This is a genomic window from Streptomyces albiflavescens, from assembly GCF_014645835.1.
Classification (GTDB): Bacteria; Actinomycetota; Actinomycetes; order Streptomycetales; family Streptomycetaceae; genus Streptomyces; species Streptomyces albiflavescens.
This window is the reverse complement of sequence record NZ_BMMM01000003.1, coordinates 174,098-189,434: the sequence shown is the minus strand read 5'-3', so window position 1 is coordinate 189,434 and position 15,337 is coordinate 174,098. Positions and strand designations below refer to the sequence as shown.

Sequence of the window (15,337 nt, the reverse complement as noted above, 5' to 3'; positions counted from 1 at the left end):
ACCACGCGCGGCACGCCGACGTCATCCGGGCCTCGCGCAGCACGCCGATGTCACCCGGTTTCCCTCGTGCGCCGCGCCGCTGGGGTCGCGCCACGCCCCGTCCGGGCACACGATGCGAAGACGTACCACCGCACACTTCTCTGGAGCCCCCATGGTCTGGATCCCGCAGATCGCCGACCTCGCCGACCGACTCGGCGCCGCCGACCTGGCCGCCGCCCTGCGTGACCCGATCGCGGCCACCGTCCCCGTCGCGCTCGACGACCCGGAAGCCGGCCGTATCAGCGGTGTGGTCGTGCTCGAGGCCTGGCTCGCCGAGCAGGAGAAATGGCGCGCGGAACACCGGGTGGACATCGAGCCGGTCGCCACCACGGTCACCGAGAAACGGGCCGTGGGCGAATGGGTCGCGCACCTGAACGGTTCGGACGGCAAGCGCGTCGGACTTCCCGTCGGCGTCGCCGTGGAACCGGCGTCCGCGCTGCCCGTACGGATCTACCACTCCCGGTGGCCGCTGCTCGGCCATCACGTCGTACGCTCCCCGCTGCTGCCGCACGACCCGGACGCGCACGCGGCGGATGTGGTGGGCGCCTACAAGGCGGCCCTGGGCGAAGGCGACGTGGCCGGCGTCGTGGCCACCTTCGCGGCCGACGGCTATGTCCGTGAGCCGTCCGGCGACGCCTACCGACACGTCGGCACCTCGGTGCTGGCCGACTTCTACAAGGGCTTCTTCTCCGCGGGCGGCGGCATCCCCCTCAAGCTCTGCACCGTCACGGAGGACGGCACCCGCAGCGCGTTCGAGTACATCTGCGACCGCTGGGGCGACGCCGACCTGCCGTCGCAGGCGGGCCTGGCCGTCTACACGCGGGGCGGCGACGGCCTGATCACGGCCGCGCATGTGTACGACGACGTGGAAGGTCCCGTGGAGTAGGGCTTCGTACCGCCCGTGGCGGGCAAGGAACAGGTCGTCGGAGTGTCCGACCCCACCGCCGGCGAAAGGCAGGAGAGAGCATGCAGTACGTGAAGCTCGGTTCGACGGGCCTGGACGTCTCCCGGATCTGCCTGGGCTGCATGAGTTTCGGCCTTCCTGGCCGAGGCGTCCACGAGTGGACCCTCGACGAAGAGGCGTCACGGCCGTTGATCCGCCAGGCGCTGGAGGCCGGGATCAACTTCTTCGACACGGCGAATGTGTACTCCGACGGCACCAGCGAGGAGATCGTCGGCAGAGTGCTCGCCGACCTCGCGCGCCGCGACGAGATCGTCATCGCCACCAAGGTGAACGGTGCGATGCACGACGGCCCCAACGGGCGTGGCCTGTCCCGCAAGGCGGTCATGACGGAGATCGACAACAGCCTGCGCCGACTGGGCACCGACTACGTCGACCTCTACCAGATCCACCGCTTCGACGCCGCCACTCCCGTCGAGGAGACGATGGAGGCCCTGCACGACGTGGTGAAGGCGGGCAAGGCCCGTTACATCGGGGCGAGTTCGATGTACGCCTGGCAGTTCTCCAAGGCCCAGTACACGGCCCGGCTGAACGGCTGGACACGGTTCGTCTCGATGCAGGACCACTACAACCTCCTCTACCGCGAGGAGGAGCGCGAGATGCTGCCGCTCTGCGCGGACCAGGGTGTCGCCGTACTGCCCTGGAGCCCGCTCGCCCGCGGCCGCCTCACCCGTGACTGGGGCACGGTCACGACGCGCAGCCAGACCGACGAGTTCGGCAAGAACCTCTACCAGGAGGGCGACCGCGAGATCGTCCACGCCGTCGCCCGTATCGCCGCCGAGCGCGAGGTGACGCGCGCGCAGGTCGCTCTCGCGTGGCTGCTGCACCAGAGCACCGTGAGCGCTCCCATCGTCGGCGCCACCAAGTCGCACCACGTCGAGGACGCGGTCGCATCCCTCGAACTGGAGCTGACGGACAAGGAGATCGAGGAGCTGGAGCAGCCGTACACACCTCGGGCGATCAGCGGTCACTGATCCGCCGAGGGGTTTGAGACGCAGGCGGCCGGGGTCGAGATCGCCGCCCACCGGCTGCACGACACCCAGGGCGCGAAGGACACCGGCACGCCGGCCTACTGGTTCTACGAGAACTCCCTCATGGGTGATGTGGTGGAGGTGGTCAACTCCCACGACGAAACCGTGTCGCCGGACAACGGCCTCAATGGCTGGAACATGAGCTGAGAGGAATGGCGGGCGGGCAGCGCGCTCGGCTGAGTTGTGAGAGCGCTCCCAATGCGGGGACTTCTGTGGCGGGTCGTGGCGCCGACGGGATTCCGAATTTTATTTGGCGGGCCTTGCTGACGTTCAGTCAATATCCGGGCTCGCGAAACAAAAGGAAAAAGGCGAGATCGCTTGTTCCGGCTCCGCGCCCTGTGCAAAGGTGTGGCTTGTCGGCGTGCAGACAAACGTTCAACTTCCTTCTGTGCGCATACGGTGTGCCCGTTCGTCCCTCGCTTCAAAAGAGCTGCCTGAGGTGGCCGTTCGCGGCGCAACCCCCCATGGGTAGGCCCTCCGGTTCGTCGGGCGGTCTACATACCCATTGGTATGGACTAATTCCCGTGTTGCCTTTGGGAGGAAAGCGGACGTGAGTGACGCCCCCCTGTCTCATTCCCCAACCCCCGCTCGCTTGTTCGAAGTATCGGATGAGCGGCTCGCGGCGGACCTGAAGAGGAGCCCGGGGAACGCGCCCACGCACTATCCCGTCGGAGAACTCCTCGACCGCCACTGGGAAGCGGTCTTCTCTTACGCACGCCTGTGCACCCACGGTGTGCGTCCCGCCGGAATGCTCACCACGGCCTCATTCACCCGACTGTTCGGGGAATCCCTGCGGCAGACCGGGCCGACGTCGGCATGGCGGCCGCAACTGCTGGTCACCGTCCGCCGCATAGCCGCCGAGTGGCTCATGGACCAGCGGCGCGAGCTGCTCCGTCCCGAGCTGCTCGCCGGTTCGGACCACGAGGACCGGGTCGCGGCGCGACTCCTCCCGCAGGAGGGCAGACGCCTGCTGTCCCGGGCGTTCCAGCGGCTTCCCGAGCCCGCCCGCTGCCTGCTGTGGCACGCGGAGGCCGAGGCCGAGCAACTCGAGGTGCCCGCCGCCCTGTTGGGCCTCGACGTCGAGGACGCCCCGACAGAACTGAGACGGGCCCGTGAACGCCTGCGCGAGGGCTGCCTGGAGATCCATCGTGAACTGGCCCCCGAGCAGGAGTGCCGCCGCTACAACCGCATGCTGGACGTGTCACTGCGGCGCGGCGGCCTCGACCTCGACCCCGATCTGCGGCGTCATATGGCCAGATGCACACACTGCCGCCATGCCGCCGACCAGTTGAACCAGTTCAACGGCCAACTCGCCCTCTCGCTGGCCGAAGCCGTGCTCGGTTGGGGCGCGCCCGCCTACCTCGAATCTCGCCCGGGGCGCGCCACCGCCATCGTGGAGGTGACGGAACCGCCCGAGGCCGCCGGTGCCTCGACGGCCGAACCGGCCGAACCGCACGGAGAGTTCCCCCTTCCCGCGGAGGCCCCTCTCCGTCCGCGCCCTCGAAGCGCGCCCCGCGATCAGTCGGCCGCCTCCCGCCCGCCGACACACAGGGCGAAGACGCACAAGGCCCCCCGGCGCGCCCCGCGCCGCCGCACCGTCGCCCTCGGTGTGCTGACCGTGAGCACGCTCATCCTGGTCCCGCTCGTCCTGTGGGTGGTCGGTTCGAGCTCCGACGACGAGGGCGGCACGGCCGACCGCACCGGCACCTCGGAAGCGCCCGGCTCCGGCGCGCGGACGGTACCCGGCGCGAACCCGTCCTGGATCGGGTCCGGCGACCCGTCGAACGGCACCGTGCGGGGCAGGCTGCGCAATGCCGCGACCGGGCTGTGCGTCGGCATCGTCGGCAAGAAGCCGGTGAAGGGAGTGGAGACCGAACTCACCGCGTGCACCTCGAAGTCGGCCCAGCAGTGGTCGTACGAGGCGGACGGGCTGCTGCGCGACGTGGCCGACCCCGACCTCTGTCTCGACTCCCACCTGGGCTACTCGGTCCAACTGGCCCCCTGCTCGGGCGAGGGGCAGCCGGGCACCAAGAATGTCCGCTACGGCTTCACTCGCCAGGGCACGCTGGTGCCGCGCTGGAACCAGGACCTGGCGCTGGCGCCCGCCGCCGCCAAGGACGAGGCGGCGCTCGTCCTCAAACTCCGCAAGGACGAGACGGCCCAGCACTGGACCCTCGACACCTCCTCGCCCTCGCTCCAGCTGGAGGTGGTCAATTGGGACTCCACCCGTGCCTCGACGGCGCCGGCGACCCCGGCCCCTTCACAGCCCTCGACGACACCGTCGGCGACCGCCACGCACAAGGCTTCGGCGCCGCCGTCCACACCGTGGCCGACTCCGTCCTCGACTTCTCCGACGTACGACTACTGCTACTACCCCTATGACTACTGCCCGGGGGACGGGCAGTACGGCTCCGGCTCCGGCTACGGGTATGGCGACGGCTACGGCTACGGCGGCTACGGCCCCGGTTACGGAGGAGGTCAAGGAGGCCGCCGGTGAGTCGTCAGGACCCGGCGGTGCCCGACGGCGAAGCGGCCGCGCCCAGGAATTCCGCCCAGCCGCCCAGGGGTGACTGTCCGGGGGTGAGGGTGCGCAGCTTCCGCAGGACCGCCGGGTCCTGAGCCTCCAGCCACTCCACGAGCTGCCGGAACGAGACCATGCGTACGTCGTCGTGGCCGGCGATCCGTTCCACGGCCTCCTCGACGGCGTCCATGTAGATGCCGCCGTTCCACCGCTCGAAATGGTTGCCGATGAACAGGGGCGCGCGATTGCTCTCGTAGGCGCGGCGGAAACCGGCGAGGTAGGTGTCGCGGGCCTGGGCGCGCCAGGTGTCGTACTGGGCGCGGTCGCCGAGGGGGTTCGCGTTCGACTGGTTGGCCATCATGTTGTAGTCCATCGACAGGACCTGGAAGGAGTGGCCGGAGAAGGGAATCGACTGGAGCGGGAAGTCCCAGATCCGGCCGCCCTGCACCTTGCCGGGCCACATCTGGAGGCCGCCGGGAGAACTGGCGTCGTACTTCCAGCCGAGTTCGGCGGCGGTGGGCAGCAGGGCGGCCTGGCCCTCCAAACACGGGGTGCGGCCGCCGATCAGCTCCTTGCGGTAGTCGAAGGGGAGCGGATCGAGGTCGGTGAAGCCGGTGTTGGTCTTCCACTCGGTGACGAAGCGCATCGCCTGGTCGATCTCGCTGCGCCACTCGGCGGGGGACCAGCGGCGGACCCCGTCCGCGCCGCAGAAGTGGCCGTTGAAGTGGGTGCCTATCTCATGGCCCTCCAGCCAGGCGGCACGCACTTGCTGAAGGGTGGCGTGGATGTGCCGGTCGGCGAGATAGCCGATCGCGGACGCGCCGACGGGGTGCTGCGGCGGGCTGTAGAGGTGCTTCTTCGACTCGGGCAGGGTGTAAATGCCGCTGAGGAAGAACGTCATCGAGGCGCCGTGGTCCACGGCCACTTTGCGGAAGCGGGAGAACAGTTGGTTGCTCAGCTCACCCGCGCCGTCCCAGGAGAACACCACGAACTGCGGCGGACGCTCGCCCGGCTTCAGCCGCTCCGCCTTCGGTTGCCTGGGCTGGGCTCCGGTGTCGGCGGTGGATCCGTCGCCGATCGGCTTGGTGGGCCGGGCCTGCGCCGTGGGCTTCCCTTCCGTGCTGTCGCCCCCTACGGACCAGCCCTGGGCGGAGCAGGCGGAGAGCGCGCCCAGGGCGCCCGCCGACGCGGTCGCCGTCAGCAGCCGCCTGCGTGAGATGCCGCTCATGATCGTTCCCCAGTTCCTCGGTTCCTCGGCACGGCTGCGGCCGGGCGGCCGGAGCTCGCGTCCCCGTCGACGTGCCGCCGCGCGGGGGCACGTCGACCGGTTGGATGGGCGGGAGTTCCGGAAAAGATCGCGGGAATCAGGACGTGTTGCTGTTCCGTGACAAACCGCCGCCGACCTGCGCGGCCTTCGCTCCGCACGCACGAAAGAGCCCCGCCGACCTGTGGGACAGGCGGCGGGGCGGGGGAGTGCCGGGAGCGCGACGGGTCAGGTGCCGGTGCCCGCGCGGACGACCGTCAAGGACACCGACGAGGCGTTGCCGGACACCGGCACCTTGCCCTGGGTCCACTGCACCTTGAGCGAGTCCTTCTCGTCGGGCGGTGTCACGAGGAGCGAGGTGGGCGTCGCCGTACGGGCCCCGCTGATCTCCGGGTTGGAGAACGTGAGCCCTGCCCACGCACTCTGCCCGGGCGCCAGCGTGACCGTGGACGGCGTGCCCGAGGAACGCCGCGGATCGGGGCCCAGCTGCTTGCCGGACGCGTCGATGAAGGCCGCTCCCGGGTAGCCGCGCAGGGTGCAGGTGCGCCCGGAGCCGTTGGTCAGGACGACCGGAAAGTTTTCCTGCCCCGCGCCCGGGTCGTTGTTGCCCACCGACGCGCGCAGCTCGGAGGTGTGGCAGCGGGTGCCGGTCGAGCTGCTCCCGGACGACGCGGAGGCCGATCCCGATGTCGTACCGGAGGCGGTCGTGGCGGGAGTCCCGGTCGTGTCGGCTGTGGGGCTCGCACCGGCGTCCGTGGTCCGGTCACCGGAGGCCGGCTCCGCGGTACCGGGCAGCTTCTGCGGCGTACTGTGCGGGGTGTCGGTGCCGCAGGCGGTGAGCAGGCCCAGCAGCGCGACGCCCGCGAGCAGCGCCGCCCGCCGGGCGCGAGTCGAAGTGCGGGTTGCGGGAACCGCGTCGAGCCGGTCCGTGTCCGCCGCGCCGCGCCGGAAGGTCGCCATGTCACCACTCCTTGAGAATCACCGCACGTGCCCAGACGCGTGCGCACGGCGCGTTGTGCCCCGTCATCACTCTCCGATGCACCGGGACGGAGAAAAGTTCACGGAACCGGCGGAGGAGTTCCGTCAGCCTCCCACGCGTACCGAACCGAGAACGAGATCGGTAGCGTCACTGCCGCCCTTCTGGCGGATCTGTACGTACACCTGAGGCTGCTCGGCGCCGCCCGCCGGAGTGAGCCCTGCCTCCGTGAGGGAGCCGTCGCCGCCCGGGCAGCCGTTCCAGGTCCGTATCAGACCGTGCCAGTGCGCGCCGTTGTAGGTGCGGCTGCCGTCGTAGTGGCATCCGGTGTGCGCGATCGCGCGGACCTCGGCCGTGACGTCGCCGTGCTCGCTCAGGCCGATGAAGGCTCCGTTGACGCGCGAGCCGAGGTCCTGCCACTTCGAGAGGTCGTCCGCGACCGCCAGACCGGGTTCCTTCGTGTCCTTCAGACCCAGGGTGCGCGGACTCCATCCGGAGTCGCGAAGCTGGTGGCTCCACGCGGCGGGCACCTCGGCCGTGACCCGGCCGGTGCTGTCCTCGACCCGGACGGTCTTCGCGGCGGCCCCGCCCGTCACGATCGCGGCGGTGACGCCCACGACGCCGGCCACCACGGCGGCGGCCAGCACCATGATCAACGCCCGCCGCCGGGGCCGAGGGGGCCGAGGGGATGGCAGGGCCGCGCCGGGTTCGGCCAGTCGCTCCAGTTCAGCGGCGAAACCGGCCGCCGTGGGCCAGCGCCGCTCCCGGTCGGGTTCCATGGCACGCAGCAACGCCCGCTGGACGTCGGGGGCCAGGTCGGTACGGAGCCGGTCGGGCCGTACGACCTTGCCGGGCGGGCCGGGGACCGAGCCGGTGACCAGGTGGTAGCCGAGGGCGCCCAGGCTGTACACGTCGGCCCGCGCGTCGATCCCGGACCCGGGTTCGGCCTGTTCGGGCGGCGTGTAGCCCGCGGAACCCGCCGCCATGGTGAGCCCGGACGCCTGGGCCAGGCTCTTGGCGAGACCGAGGTCCGCGAGGAGCACCCGGTCGCCTCCGCCGGGCGAGGTGCGCAGCAGCACGTTGGACGGCTTGATGTCCCGGTGCACGATGCCGGCCTCGTGCAGAGCGGCGGCTCCCCGGGCCGCGAGGGCCGTCAGCCGCAGGGCTTCGGCCACGGGCAGGGGTCCGGCCTCGACCCGGTCGGCGAGGGTGCCCCCGTCGGCGTACTCCATGACGAAGTACGGCCTGCCGTCCGGCAGTTCACCGATGTCGTACACCTGGACGACCCGGTTGGAGTCGGCGCGGCGCAGCAGCCGCGCCTCGGAGAGGAAGCGCTCCCGGATGTCCAGGTGGTCGACCCAGTTCTCGGACAGCACCTTCACCGCGACGGCCGCCTCGAGCACGTCGTCGTGGGCGAGCCAGACCACGCCGAAGCCGCCCGCGCCCAGGCGCCGGTCCAGACGGTAGCGGCCGATCCGCTCCAGGAAGTGCATGCGACTATCATGCCTGGCCTCAGATCCACACCGAGGGGAGCACCCAGTGCAGGACGCGGCGGAGACCGAGGAGCTCGCTCTGAGCGCGGCCGCCGGTGACGGGGCGGCGCTGAACGCGCTGCTCCAGAAGGTCCAGCCCGAGGTCGTACGGCGCTGCGGGCGCTTCCTGCCCTGTCGCGAGGACGCCGAGGAGGCGGCCCAGGACGTCCTCCTCCAGGTGGCCCGGAAGATCACCACGTTCGAGGGTCGCAGCCGCTTCAGCACCTGGCTGTACACGGTGGTCGCCAACTGCGCCCGCCAGAAGTACCGCGAGCTGAAGCGGCGCGCGGCCGAGCAGCCGGTCGTCATCGACGCGTCGCAGCATGTCGATCCGCGCACCACGAGCGTCATCGCCGGATCCCGGGTCGACCTCCTGGAGGCGCTGGAGCGCCTGGAGCGGGAACATCCGCATTTGGTGGCGCCGTTGGTCTACCGGGACATCTGCCAGTTGGAGTACGTGGAGGTGGCCGAGCGGGTGGGCATCCCGCTCGGCACGCTCAAGTCCCGCCTGCACGAGGCGCGCAGGCAGGTCAGGCCCTGGTTGGCCGACGCATCCTCCTGACGGACTGATGGCGCGTCAACTGGCAATGCTCATCTGACAGCACGCTGTACGACGGGTGGAACGACACCGGCGCCACCAACGCGGCGCTCGCGCTGAACGCCACCGAGTGGCTCTCCTCGTAGGCGAGCCGGGCATGTGATCCCGTGCCCTGCCGCGTGCTTGGGCACGGCGGGGCACGGGTTTCACGTGGTCGGGTCAGCGCTGGGTGTAGATGAAGCCGATCTTGTCGACCTCGTCGCCCGCGCGGCCGTGGAACCCGGCGATCTGCCGGCCGGTCGGCGCGGTGCGGGTCACACAGTCCGACGTCGTCGTGCCGCCCGCCAGCGTGCGGCCCAGGTTGGTGCTGAACTTCGCGTAGAAGATCCGGGTGTGGCTGTCCTTCACGCCCTGGCACAGTTGCGCCGAGGTGACGTACTCGCCGCTGCCGAGGGTGAGGGACGAGGCGCTGCCGCCCGTGCCCCCGTGCGTCAGCGTCGTGCCGTTGCTCAGCGTCAGCCCCATCTGGTCGACCCGCGAGCCGCTGCGCAGCGAGACGGTGGTGGCCCGGCCGCCGGCCGGCACGCTGTCGATGTCGTTGAAGTAGTCCCCGTGCGGGCCGCCGAACTGGTCGCTGAGTTGGAAGGCCGAGTTGCGTGACCAGGTGAAGCCGACCGTGATCGGGTCGTGGTCGGAGAGCATGAGCCCGTCGGAGTTCAGGAACTTGGCGTGCTCGTTGTTGTACGAGGTCGCGTTCAGTGTCACCAGCTTGCTGCCGCGGTAGAGGACCTTGTCGACGACCTCGCAGGTGTTGGGCACGGTGGTCCCGGTCTGGTCGCACACCAGCGCGTCGCTGCCCTTGGCGGGCGGGGTGCCGCCGCGGATGAGCTGGACCCAGGCGTCGGTGAGGCCGCCCGCGGCGGCGAACTCGGCGATGGTGTCGCCGGAGCGGGTGTAGCGGGTGTTGGTGTCACCCATCACCACCACGGCGTTGCCGGCCGAGTGGGTGCCGATGAACGAGGTCAGCTGGGCGAGGTTGGCCGCGCGAGCCGACAGGTCGCCGTCGTTGGTGCCGGCGTTGGTGTGGAGGTTGTAGAAGTCCACGTACACGCCTTCGGCCAGGCGCTCGCGCATGAAGGTGAAGCCCTTGGGGGTCAGACAGTCGCCCGAGTCCACCTGGCAGTCGTTCCAGCCGGCACGCTCGAAGTCGTCACCGTCCCAGGCGTAGTTGGAGACGGTGTTGAGTCCGCTGCCGATGCCCGCGCCGCCGCTGGTCGCGGTGCGGTAGGGGTGGGTGTCCGTGGAGTACAGATACGCGTGGTAGTTGAAGTCCTCCTGGACGTTCACGATGTCGTACGGGGCGATGCGCCGGCCTATCTCGGTGGTGCTGGTGTCCCGCGGCGTCGAGGCGCTGGACAGCGACTCCGGCAGTCCGGCGACGTTGTAGCTGAGCACGCTGAACGAGCCCGAGTCGGCGGCGGCCGCGGCGGGAGCGCTCACCGTGAGCCCGCCGAGAGCGGCCGTTGCCGCTGCCAGACAGGCGAGAACTCTGCGGAGAGGTGACATGGGGGGTGTCTCCTGGGGGCGAGGGAGGTCAGTAGCCGACCCAGAACGTGGCGTCGGCCTTGTCGGTGCTGGTGGAGAGGGGATCGATGCGCAGGACGTAGTTTGCGTGCCTGATGTAACGGTCCGGGTTGTTGTAGGAGCGGAAGGACGACCAAGAGGTGTCGGCCAGACCCGCCGTCCGGTAGAACGTGGCGTCCTGTGCGAACGTCGACGTGCCGTCGTTGACGTCCAGTTGCAGCTGGTAGTTGTAGTGCCGCAGACAGCGGGTCGGGTAGTTGACCGACTGGAAGGACACGCCCGCACTGTCGGCCAGACCCGGTACGAGCTTCCACTCGGAGTCGGTGTACGGGTCGAAGGGGTACTCGTCGATCCTGCCGACGTAGTTGGAGTGGCGGACGTAACGCGCCGGGTAGTTGTACGACTTGAGCCGGTTCCAGGCGGGGGCGCCCCACTTCGCGAGGAGGTTGTTGTACTCGGTCGTCGTGATCGCCTGGATGGCGGCGTGCTTGGAGTTGAGCGGCTGCGTGTAGAGGCGTTGGTCGACCGCGGTCCAGGTGCCGGCGGCGAGATCGGTGCTCTGCCAGGCGTAGAAGACGCCGTTGGGCGTGTAGGTGTCTCCCCACAGGTACCAGGCGCTCGACGTCTGGGACTTCACGAGGATCGGGGCCTCCGTGCCGCCGTGCGAGACCGGCGTGCTGAACACGGTGAAGCTGCCCGGGTCCAGTGAGGCGGACCTGGCGCCCACCAGCGTCTGGTCCTTCTTGAAGTACAGGTAGTTCATGCCGTTGACGCCCACGGCCAGGTCGCCGTCGATCACGTCGTAGCCGGGGTCGAAGAAGACCTGTGCGGCCGACGCCGTCACGAAGTCGGTGGTGTAGTTGACCATGATCACGTCGTGGCCGCTGGAGTTGACGGCCGAGTAGATGATCCCGTACCGGCCGCGGCCCGCGTCCCAGAACGCCTCGGGTGCCCAGCTGTGCGTGGCCATGTCGTGCAGCTTCAACCGGCGGTAGTTGGTGAAGGTGCGGAGGTCGGTCGAGTCCCAGACATGGATGTACTGGCTCTGCAGACTCCAGTCGGTGCCCTTGAGGTCGGTGGCGAGCACCACGAACGTGCCGTCCTGCTTGCGCAGGATGAACGGGTCGCGCAGGCCGCCGGTGCCTCCGGTCGGGGTCACGACGGGGTTGTTCTGGTTCAGCGGGGTCCACTGGAGTGAGTCCGTGCTGACGGCCAGATGAAGGCCGTAGTCGGAGCCGTTGCCGTTCGGCGACTCCGTGAAGTAGCCCATCACGTACGAGGTTCCCGTCGCGGCACGGGCGGACGGGGCACCGAGTGTCAAGCCGGCGGTGAGGGCGGCCATCGCCCCCAACACACCCCGGCGGGAGGGCCCCGGCGGGCCGGATCGGTCGCTCATCGGATCTCCTTCTCTCTGGCGGGTGGCGGTCATGCCCAGGCCGTGACGGGGACGAAGGATCCGTCCCGGCGGAAGAGGTCGGTGCCGTCCGCGGCGTCCACGCGGAGCTGGTAGTTGTAGTGGCGCAGGTAGTAGCCCGGGTAGTTGTACGACTCCAGGCGGACCGAACCGCTCGCCGTGCCGGTCCGGGCGATGTACGTGGCGTCCTTGGCGAACGTCGACGTACCGGCATGGGCGTCGAAGCGGGCACGGAAGTCGTAGTGCCGCAGGTAGTTGCCGGCCGCGTCCCGGAAGGAGTAGCCATTGGCGTCGGCGAGACCCGCCACGACGGTGAAGGTGGACGCCTGCTTCTCCGCGCTGCTGCTGGAGCCGCTCACCACGGGCAGGTTGAGCAGCGCGGACTGCTCCTGCCAGTAGCGGGTGGGGTAGTTGCCCGACTGGAAGGAGCGGGTGACGCCGGTCGACAGGCTTGCCCCGCCGGAAACCGTCTCCTTGATGACGGTGAAGTGGCGCGCGGTGCCGGAGATGCCCGGCAGCTTCTTCGGGGCGCTCCAGGTGGCGAAGGTGTCGTAGCTGTCGCTGTAGTAGTAACTGCCGTCGCCGTAGCCGTCGAAGAAGATCCGCCAGCCGCCGTTGTCGAGCTGGATGAGGGCCGGGCCCTCACGGGTGCCGCCCCAGCCCGCCCAGTCGCCGGTCCGCTGGATGGTGTACGAACCGGTGAGGCTGGAGGCGGTCGCGTACTCGATGTACTTCGTCGTCTCGTTCTTCGTGAACGCGTGGTACGTCGACCCGGTCTTCACGATGAACGTGTCGATGTGGTTGGCGCCGATTCCGGACAGCGCAACCGGCGAACTCCATGCGGTGAGCGCCGAGTTGGTGGCCTTCAGCAGATAAGGCGTGAAGATCCACTCGTTGCTGGTGACCGAGCAGGACACGATGATGTTGACGCTGCCGTCGCTGTCCACGAACCACTCGGGCGCCCATGAGCGGGAGAGGCCCGCGATCGGGACCGTGTAGTCGTACAGGAAGGTCCAGTTGACCCGGTCGGAGCTGCGCGCGAAGCCGATGGTGGTGCTGACGTCCTGCCAGGTGTGCGTGGTGTAGGTGATGTAGTAGTAGCCGTCCGTGTGCTTGAACACGCTGGCGTCGCGGATCCGGTTGCTGGGTGGCGTGTACGCGGATGCCTTCAGCAGCCGGAAGTCCGTGGCGTCGTCCGACTCGTAGACGTTGACCGTGCCGTCGTTGCTGTTGAGGAACGGCACGATGGTGTAGCGGGTGGCAGTGCCCTTGGCAGGTGCCGCGGCCGCGGCGGTGCCGAGCAGTCCGGGCAGCTCACCGAGGACGAGGGCGGTGGCGGGCAGGGCGACCATCGCGCGGAGCAGGCTCCGGCGGGACGGCCGTGGGGGGTGTGACGGTGTGCCTGGTGCGATCATGTGCGGCTCTCCTTGGATCGTTCACTCGGCAGGCGCGGCAACTTCCGGCATGCCGAGGCGGCGAGGAAGCGACCTCGGTCGAGGGGGTACACGAAGACCTCCGCATGCCCGAAAGCCGGGGCGGTGGTGTCCCCCCACCACCCTGCCTTTGTTCGAAATACCGAATGCTGTACGACATGCTGTGCGAGGCATTACGGTAAGGGCTTGCTGGGTGGTGTGAACAGAGCCTGACGAGACGGAAGTTGGAGGTGTTCACGCGGGGTTCGACTGTCGCGGCGCGCAGGGTGTCCGCGCCCCTGTTTAGGGTGGTCCGCGTGAAGGAGAAGAGCAGCAGACCACTCGCCGTGTTCGACCTGGACGGCACACTCGCGGACACCGCGCACCGACAGCGGTTCCTGGAACGGAAACCGCGGGACTGGGACGCGTTCTTCGCGGCCGCGCCGAAGGACCCACCGCTGGCCGAGGGCATCGCGCTGGCGCGCAAGAGCGCGGAGGAGTGCGAGGTGGTCTACCTCACCGGCCGCCCCGAGCGGTGCCGCCGGGACACCGTCGACTGGCTGGCCGCACAGGGGCTGCCCGGCGGGCGCATCTTCATGCGGCGCAACGACGACCGCAGGCCCGCCCGGCACACCAAGCTGGACATCCTCCGCCGACTGGCCCGCGACCGTGACATCCGCGTCCTCGTGGACGACGACGAACTCGTCTGCGAGGGCGCGGAACGGGCGGGCTTCAGGGTCGTGCGGGCGCGCTGGGCGGCCACGTCAGAGGCGCTCAAGGACGCGCAGGAGCGGGAGGGCCGGACCTGAGGGGCTCGCGAAGGCGCTGAAGGGGCTGGACAGGCCCTTGGGGGGTCGTCAGTCGCCCTCTTCCAGCCGGAAGCCGACCTTCAGGCCGACCTGGTAGTGCTCGATCTGCCCGTTCTCGATCTGCCCCCTGACCTGCGTGACCTCGAACCAGTCCAGATTGCGCAGAGTCTGCGAGGCGCGCGTGATGCCGTTGCGAATCGCCTGGTCGACGCCCTCGTGGGAGGTGCCGACGATCTCGGTGACCCGGTACGTGTTCTCGGACATGCGGGTACTCCTCTCCGCCGTGGCGGGTGTGCCACGCGTCATTCCACGGTGCCCCACAGTGCGGCGGTCCGCGAGATGTCGGGGATGCCCTGGGCGAAGTCCTCGGGCGCGTCCCGGGCCGAACGGCCGTGGTGCGCGCCCAGTGACAGCCGCGAGACGATGCGGTAGCGGTCGCCCCGGTAGAGGGAGTGGACGTACTCCACCGGGCGGTCGGAGGTGTCCGTGGTCAGGCGTTCGATCAACAGCGCGGGGGAGAGGACCGGGACGCCCAGGACCTTGGCCTCGGCCTCGCTGACGACGGTCGGTTCGATCGACTGGGTCGCCTCGTGGACATGGACCTGGTGGTGTTCCCGCAAATGGGCGTAGAGGTCCCCGGCCTCCAGCTCGGCCGGGGTGAGTGAGGGCACCAGCGCGGCCGGGATGTGCAGATGCTCGATCGCCATGGGGGAACCGTCGACCAGCCGCAGCCGCGCGATGTAGACCAGCTCGGCGGCGGGCGACATCCGCAGCTTACGGCCGATCCTGGCGCCCGCGCGGATGGTCGCCAGCTCCAGCACGCGGCTCGACCAGCTGCCGGTGGCGAGCGGCACACTCGCCGTCTGCCGGTCCGGAACGATCTCCTGGGTGATCTTCGCGGGGGCCACGAACATGCCCCGCCCGTGTTCGCGCACCAGTAGCCCGGTGGCGACGAGTTCGTCGACGGCGGCACGCAACGTGGGCCGCGAGACGCCGAGTTCGGCGCAGAGCGTGCGCTCGGAGGGAATGGCCGCGCCGGGCCCGCGGTCCTCGACGAGTCCGAGCAGGAAGTCGCGGACCCGCTCCCGTTTCAGTACGCCGTCCATGGGTTCGCCCGCTCCCCGGTTCGCCTTCAGCTGGTCAGGCCGATGGTAGCTGGCCGGTTGACCAGTTGACGAGTCATGCCTCCGAGCACGGCCACAAATCCCTTTGCCACAAGGACCCTTGACGCCTCTATTGGTCTATGCCACCTTCAA

Annotated in this window: 13 protein-coding genes; 5 read left to right on the top strand and 8 right to left on the bottom strand. The window is 69.6% G+C overall.

Annotated elements, in window-relative coordinates:
- The first annotated feature begins 151 nt into the window (after positions 1-151).
- From IEY95_RS10245 to IEY95_RS10235, 3 genes are all read left to right on the top strand, one after another.
- Positions 152-925, top strand: a complete 774-nt coding sequence (locus tag IEY95_RS10245) for a nuclear transport factor 2 family protein (RefSeq protein WP_189185618.1) — start codon at positions 152-154, stop codon at positions 923-925.
- Positions 926-1,005: 80 nt separating this feature from the next.
- Positions 1,006-1,974 (top strand): aldo/keto reductase, encoded by a 969-nt coding sequence (locus IEY95_RS10240; protein ID WP_189185617.1) that lies wholly within the window; start codon positions 1,006-1,008, stop codon positions 1,972-1,974.
- Positions 1,975-2,581: 607 nt separating this feature from the next.
- Positions 2,582-4,528 carry a ricin-type beta-trefoil lectin domain protein gene (locus IEY95_RS10235; protein ID WP_189185616.1) on the top strand — a complete coding sequence of 649 codons (1,947 nt, stop codon included), beginning with the start codon at positions 2,582-2,584 and terminating at the stop codon, positions 4,526-4,528.
- Positions 4,529-4,532: 4 nt separating this feature from the next.
- On the opposite strand, the gene IEY95_RS10230 is transcribed toward IEY95_RS10235, so the two are convergent.
- The 3 genes from IEY95_RS10230 to IEY95_RS10220 form a co-directional block, all read right to left on the bottom strand.
- A complete protein-coding gene (locus IEY95_RS10230; protein ID WP_189185615.1) occupies positions 4,533-5,780 on the bottom strand; it encodes a polysaccharide deacetylase family protein in 1,248 nt (415 codons plus the stop codon).
- A 264-nt stretch (positions 5,781-6,044) separates the two neighbouring features.
- Positions 6,045-6,776 (bottom strand): DUF4232 domain-containing protein, encoded by a 732-nt coding sequence (locus IEY95_RS10225; RefSeq protein WP_189185614.1) that lies wholly within the window; start codon positions 6,774-6,776, stop codon positions 6,045-6,047.
- A gap of 123 nt (positions 6,777-6,899) precedes the next feature.
- The gene (locus IEY95_RS10220; protein WP_189185613.1) at positions 6,900-8,285 is read right to left on the bottom strand and encodes a serine/threonine-protein kinase; all 1,386 of its coding nucleotides are present in this window, start codon (positions 8,283-8,285) and stop codon (positions 6,900-6,902) included.
- 46 nt (positions 8,286-8,331) lie between these two features.
- On the opposite strand from IEY95_RS10220, the gene IEY95_RS10215 reads away from it, so the two are divergent.
- Positions 8,332-8,886 carry an RNA polymerase sigma factor gene (locus IEY95_RS10215; protein WP_189185612.1) on the top strand — a complete coding sequence of 185 codons (555 nt, stop codon included), beginning with the start codon at positions 8,332-8,334 and terminating at the stop codon, positions 8,884-8,886.
- Positions 8,887-9,081: 195 nt separating this feature from the next.
- Here IEY95_RS10215 and IEY95_RS10210 read toward each other — a convergent pair whose 3' ends face one another.
- From IEY95_RS10210 to IEY95_RS10200, 3 genes are read right to left on the bottom strand one after another with little or no spacing between them, the layout of a single operon-like run.
- On the bottom strand, positions 9,082-10,428 hold the full coding sequence (locus tag IEY95_RS10210; protein WP_189185611.1) for a jacalin-like lectin: 1,347 nt from the start codon (positions 10,426-10,428) through the stop codon (positions 9,082-9,084).
- Between the two features lie 28 nt (positions 10,429-10,456).
- Positions 10,457-11,842, bottom strand: coding sequence for a glycoside hydrolase family 43 protein (locus IEY95_RS10205; protein WP_189185610.1), 1,386 nt, complete (start codon positions 11,840-11,842; stop codon positions 10,457-10,459).
- Positions 11,843-11,871: 29 nt separating this feature from the next.
- Positions 11,872-13,275, bottom strand: a complete 1,404-nt coding sequence (locus tag IEY95_RS10200) for a glycoside hydrolase family 43 protein (RefSeq protein ID WP_189185609.1) — start codon at positions 13,273-13,275, stop codon at positions 11,872-11,874.
- A 314-nt stretch (positions 13,276-13,589) separates the two neighbouring features.
- On the opposite strand from IEY95_RS10200, the gene IEY95_RS10195 reads away from it, so the two are divergent.
- Positions 13,590-14,081, top strand: coding sequence for a phosphatase domain-containing protein (locus IEY95_RS10195; RefSeq protein ID WP_189185608.1), 492 nt, complete (start codon positions 13,590-13,592; stop codon positions 14,079-14,081).
- A gap of 48 nt (positions 14,082-14,129) precedes the next feature.
- Here the strand turns inward: IEY95_RS10195 and IEY95_RS10190 are convergent, their stop codons facing one another.
- Both IEY95_RS10190 and IEY95_RS10185 read right to left on the bottom strand, forming a co-directional pair.
- On the bottom strand, positions 14,130-14,345 hold the full coding sequence (locus IEY95_RS10190) for a dodecin (RefSeq protein ID WP_189185607.1): 216 nt from the start codon (positions 14,343-14,345) through the stop codon (positions 14,130-14,132).
- 38 nt (positions 14,346-14,383) lie between these two features.
- Positions 14,384-15,187: a GntR family transcriptional regulator gene (locus IEY95_RS10185; protein WP_189185606.1), complete on the bottom strand. Its 804-nt coding sequence runs from the start codon at positions 15,185-15,187 to the stop codon at positions 14,384-14,386.
- Positions 15,188-15,337 lie beyond the last annotated feature (150 nt).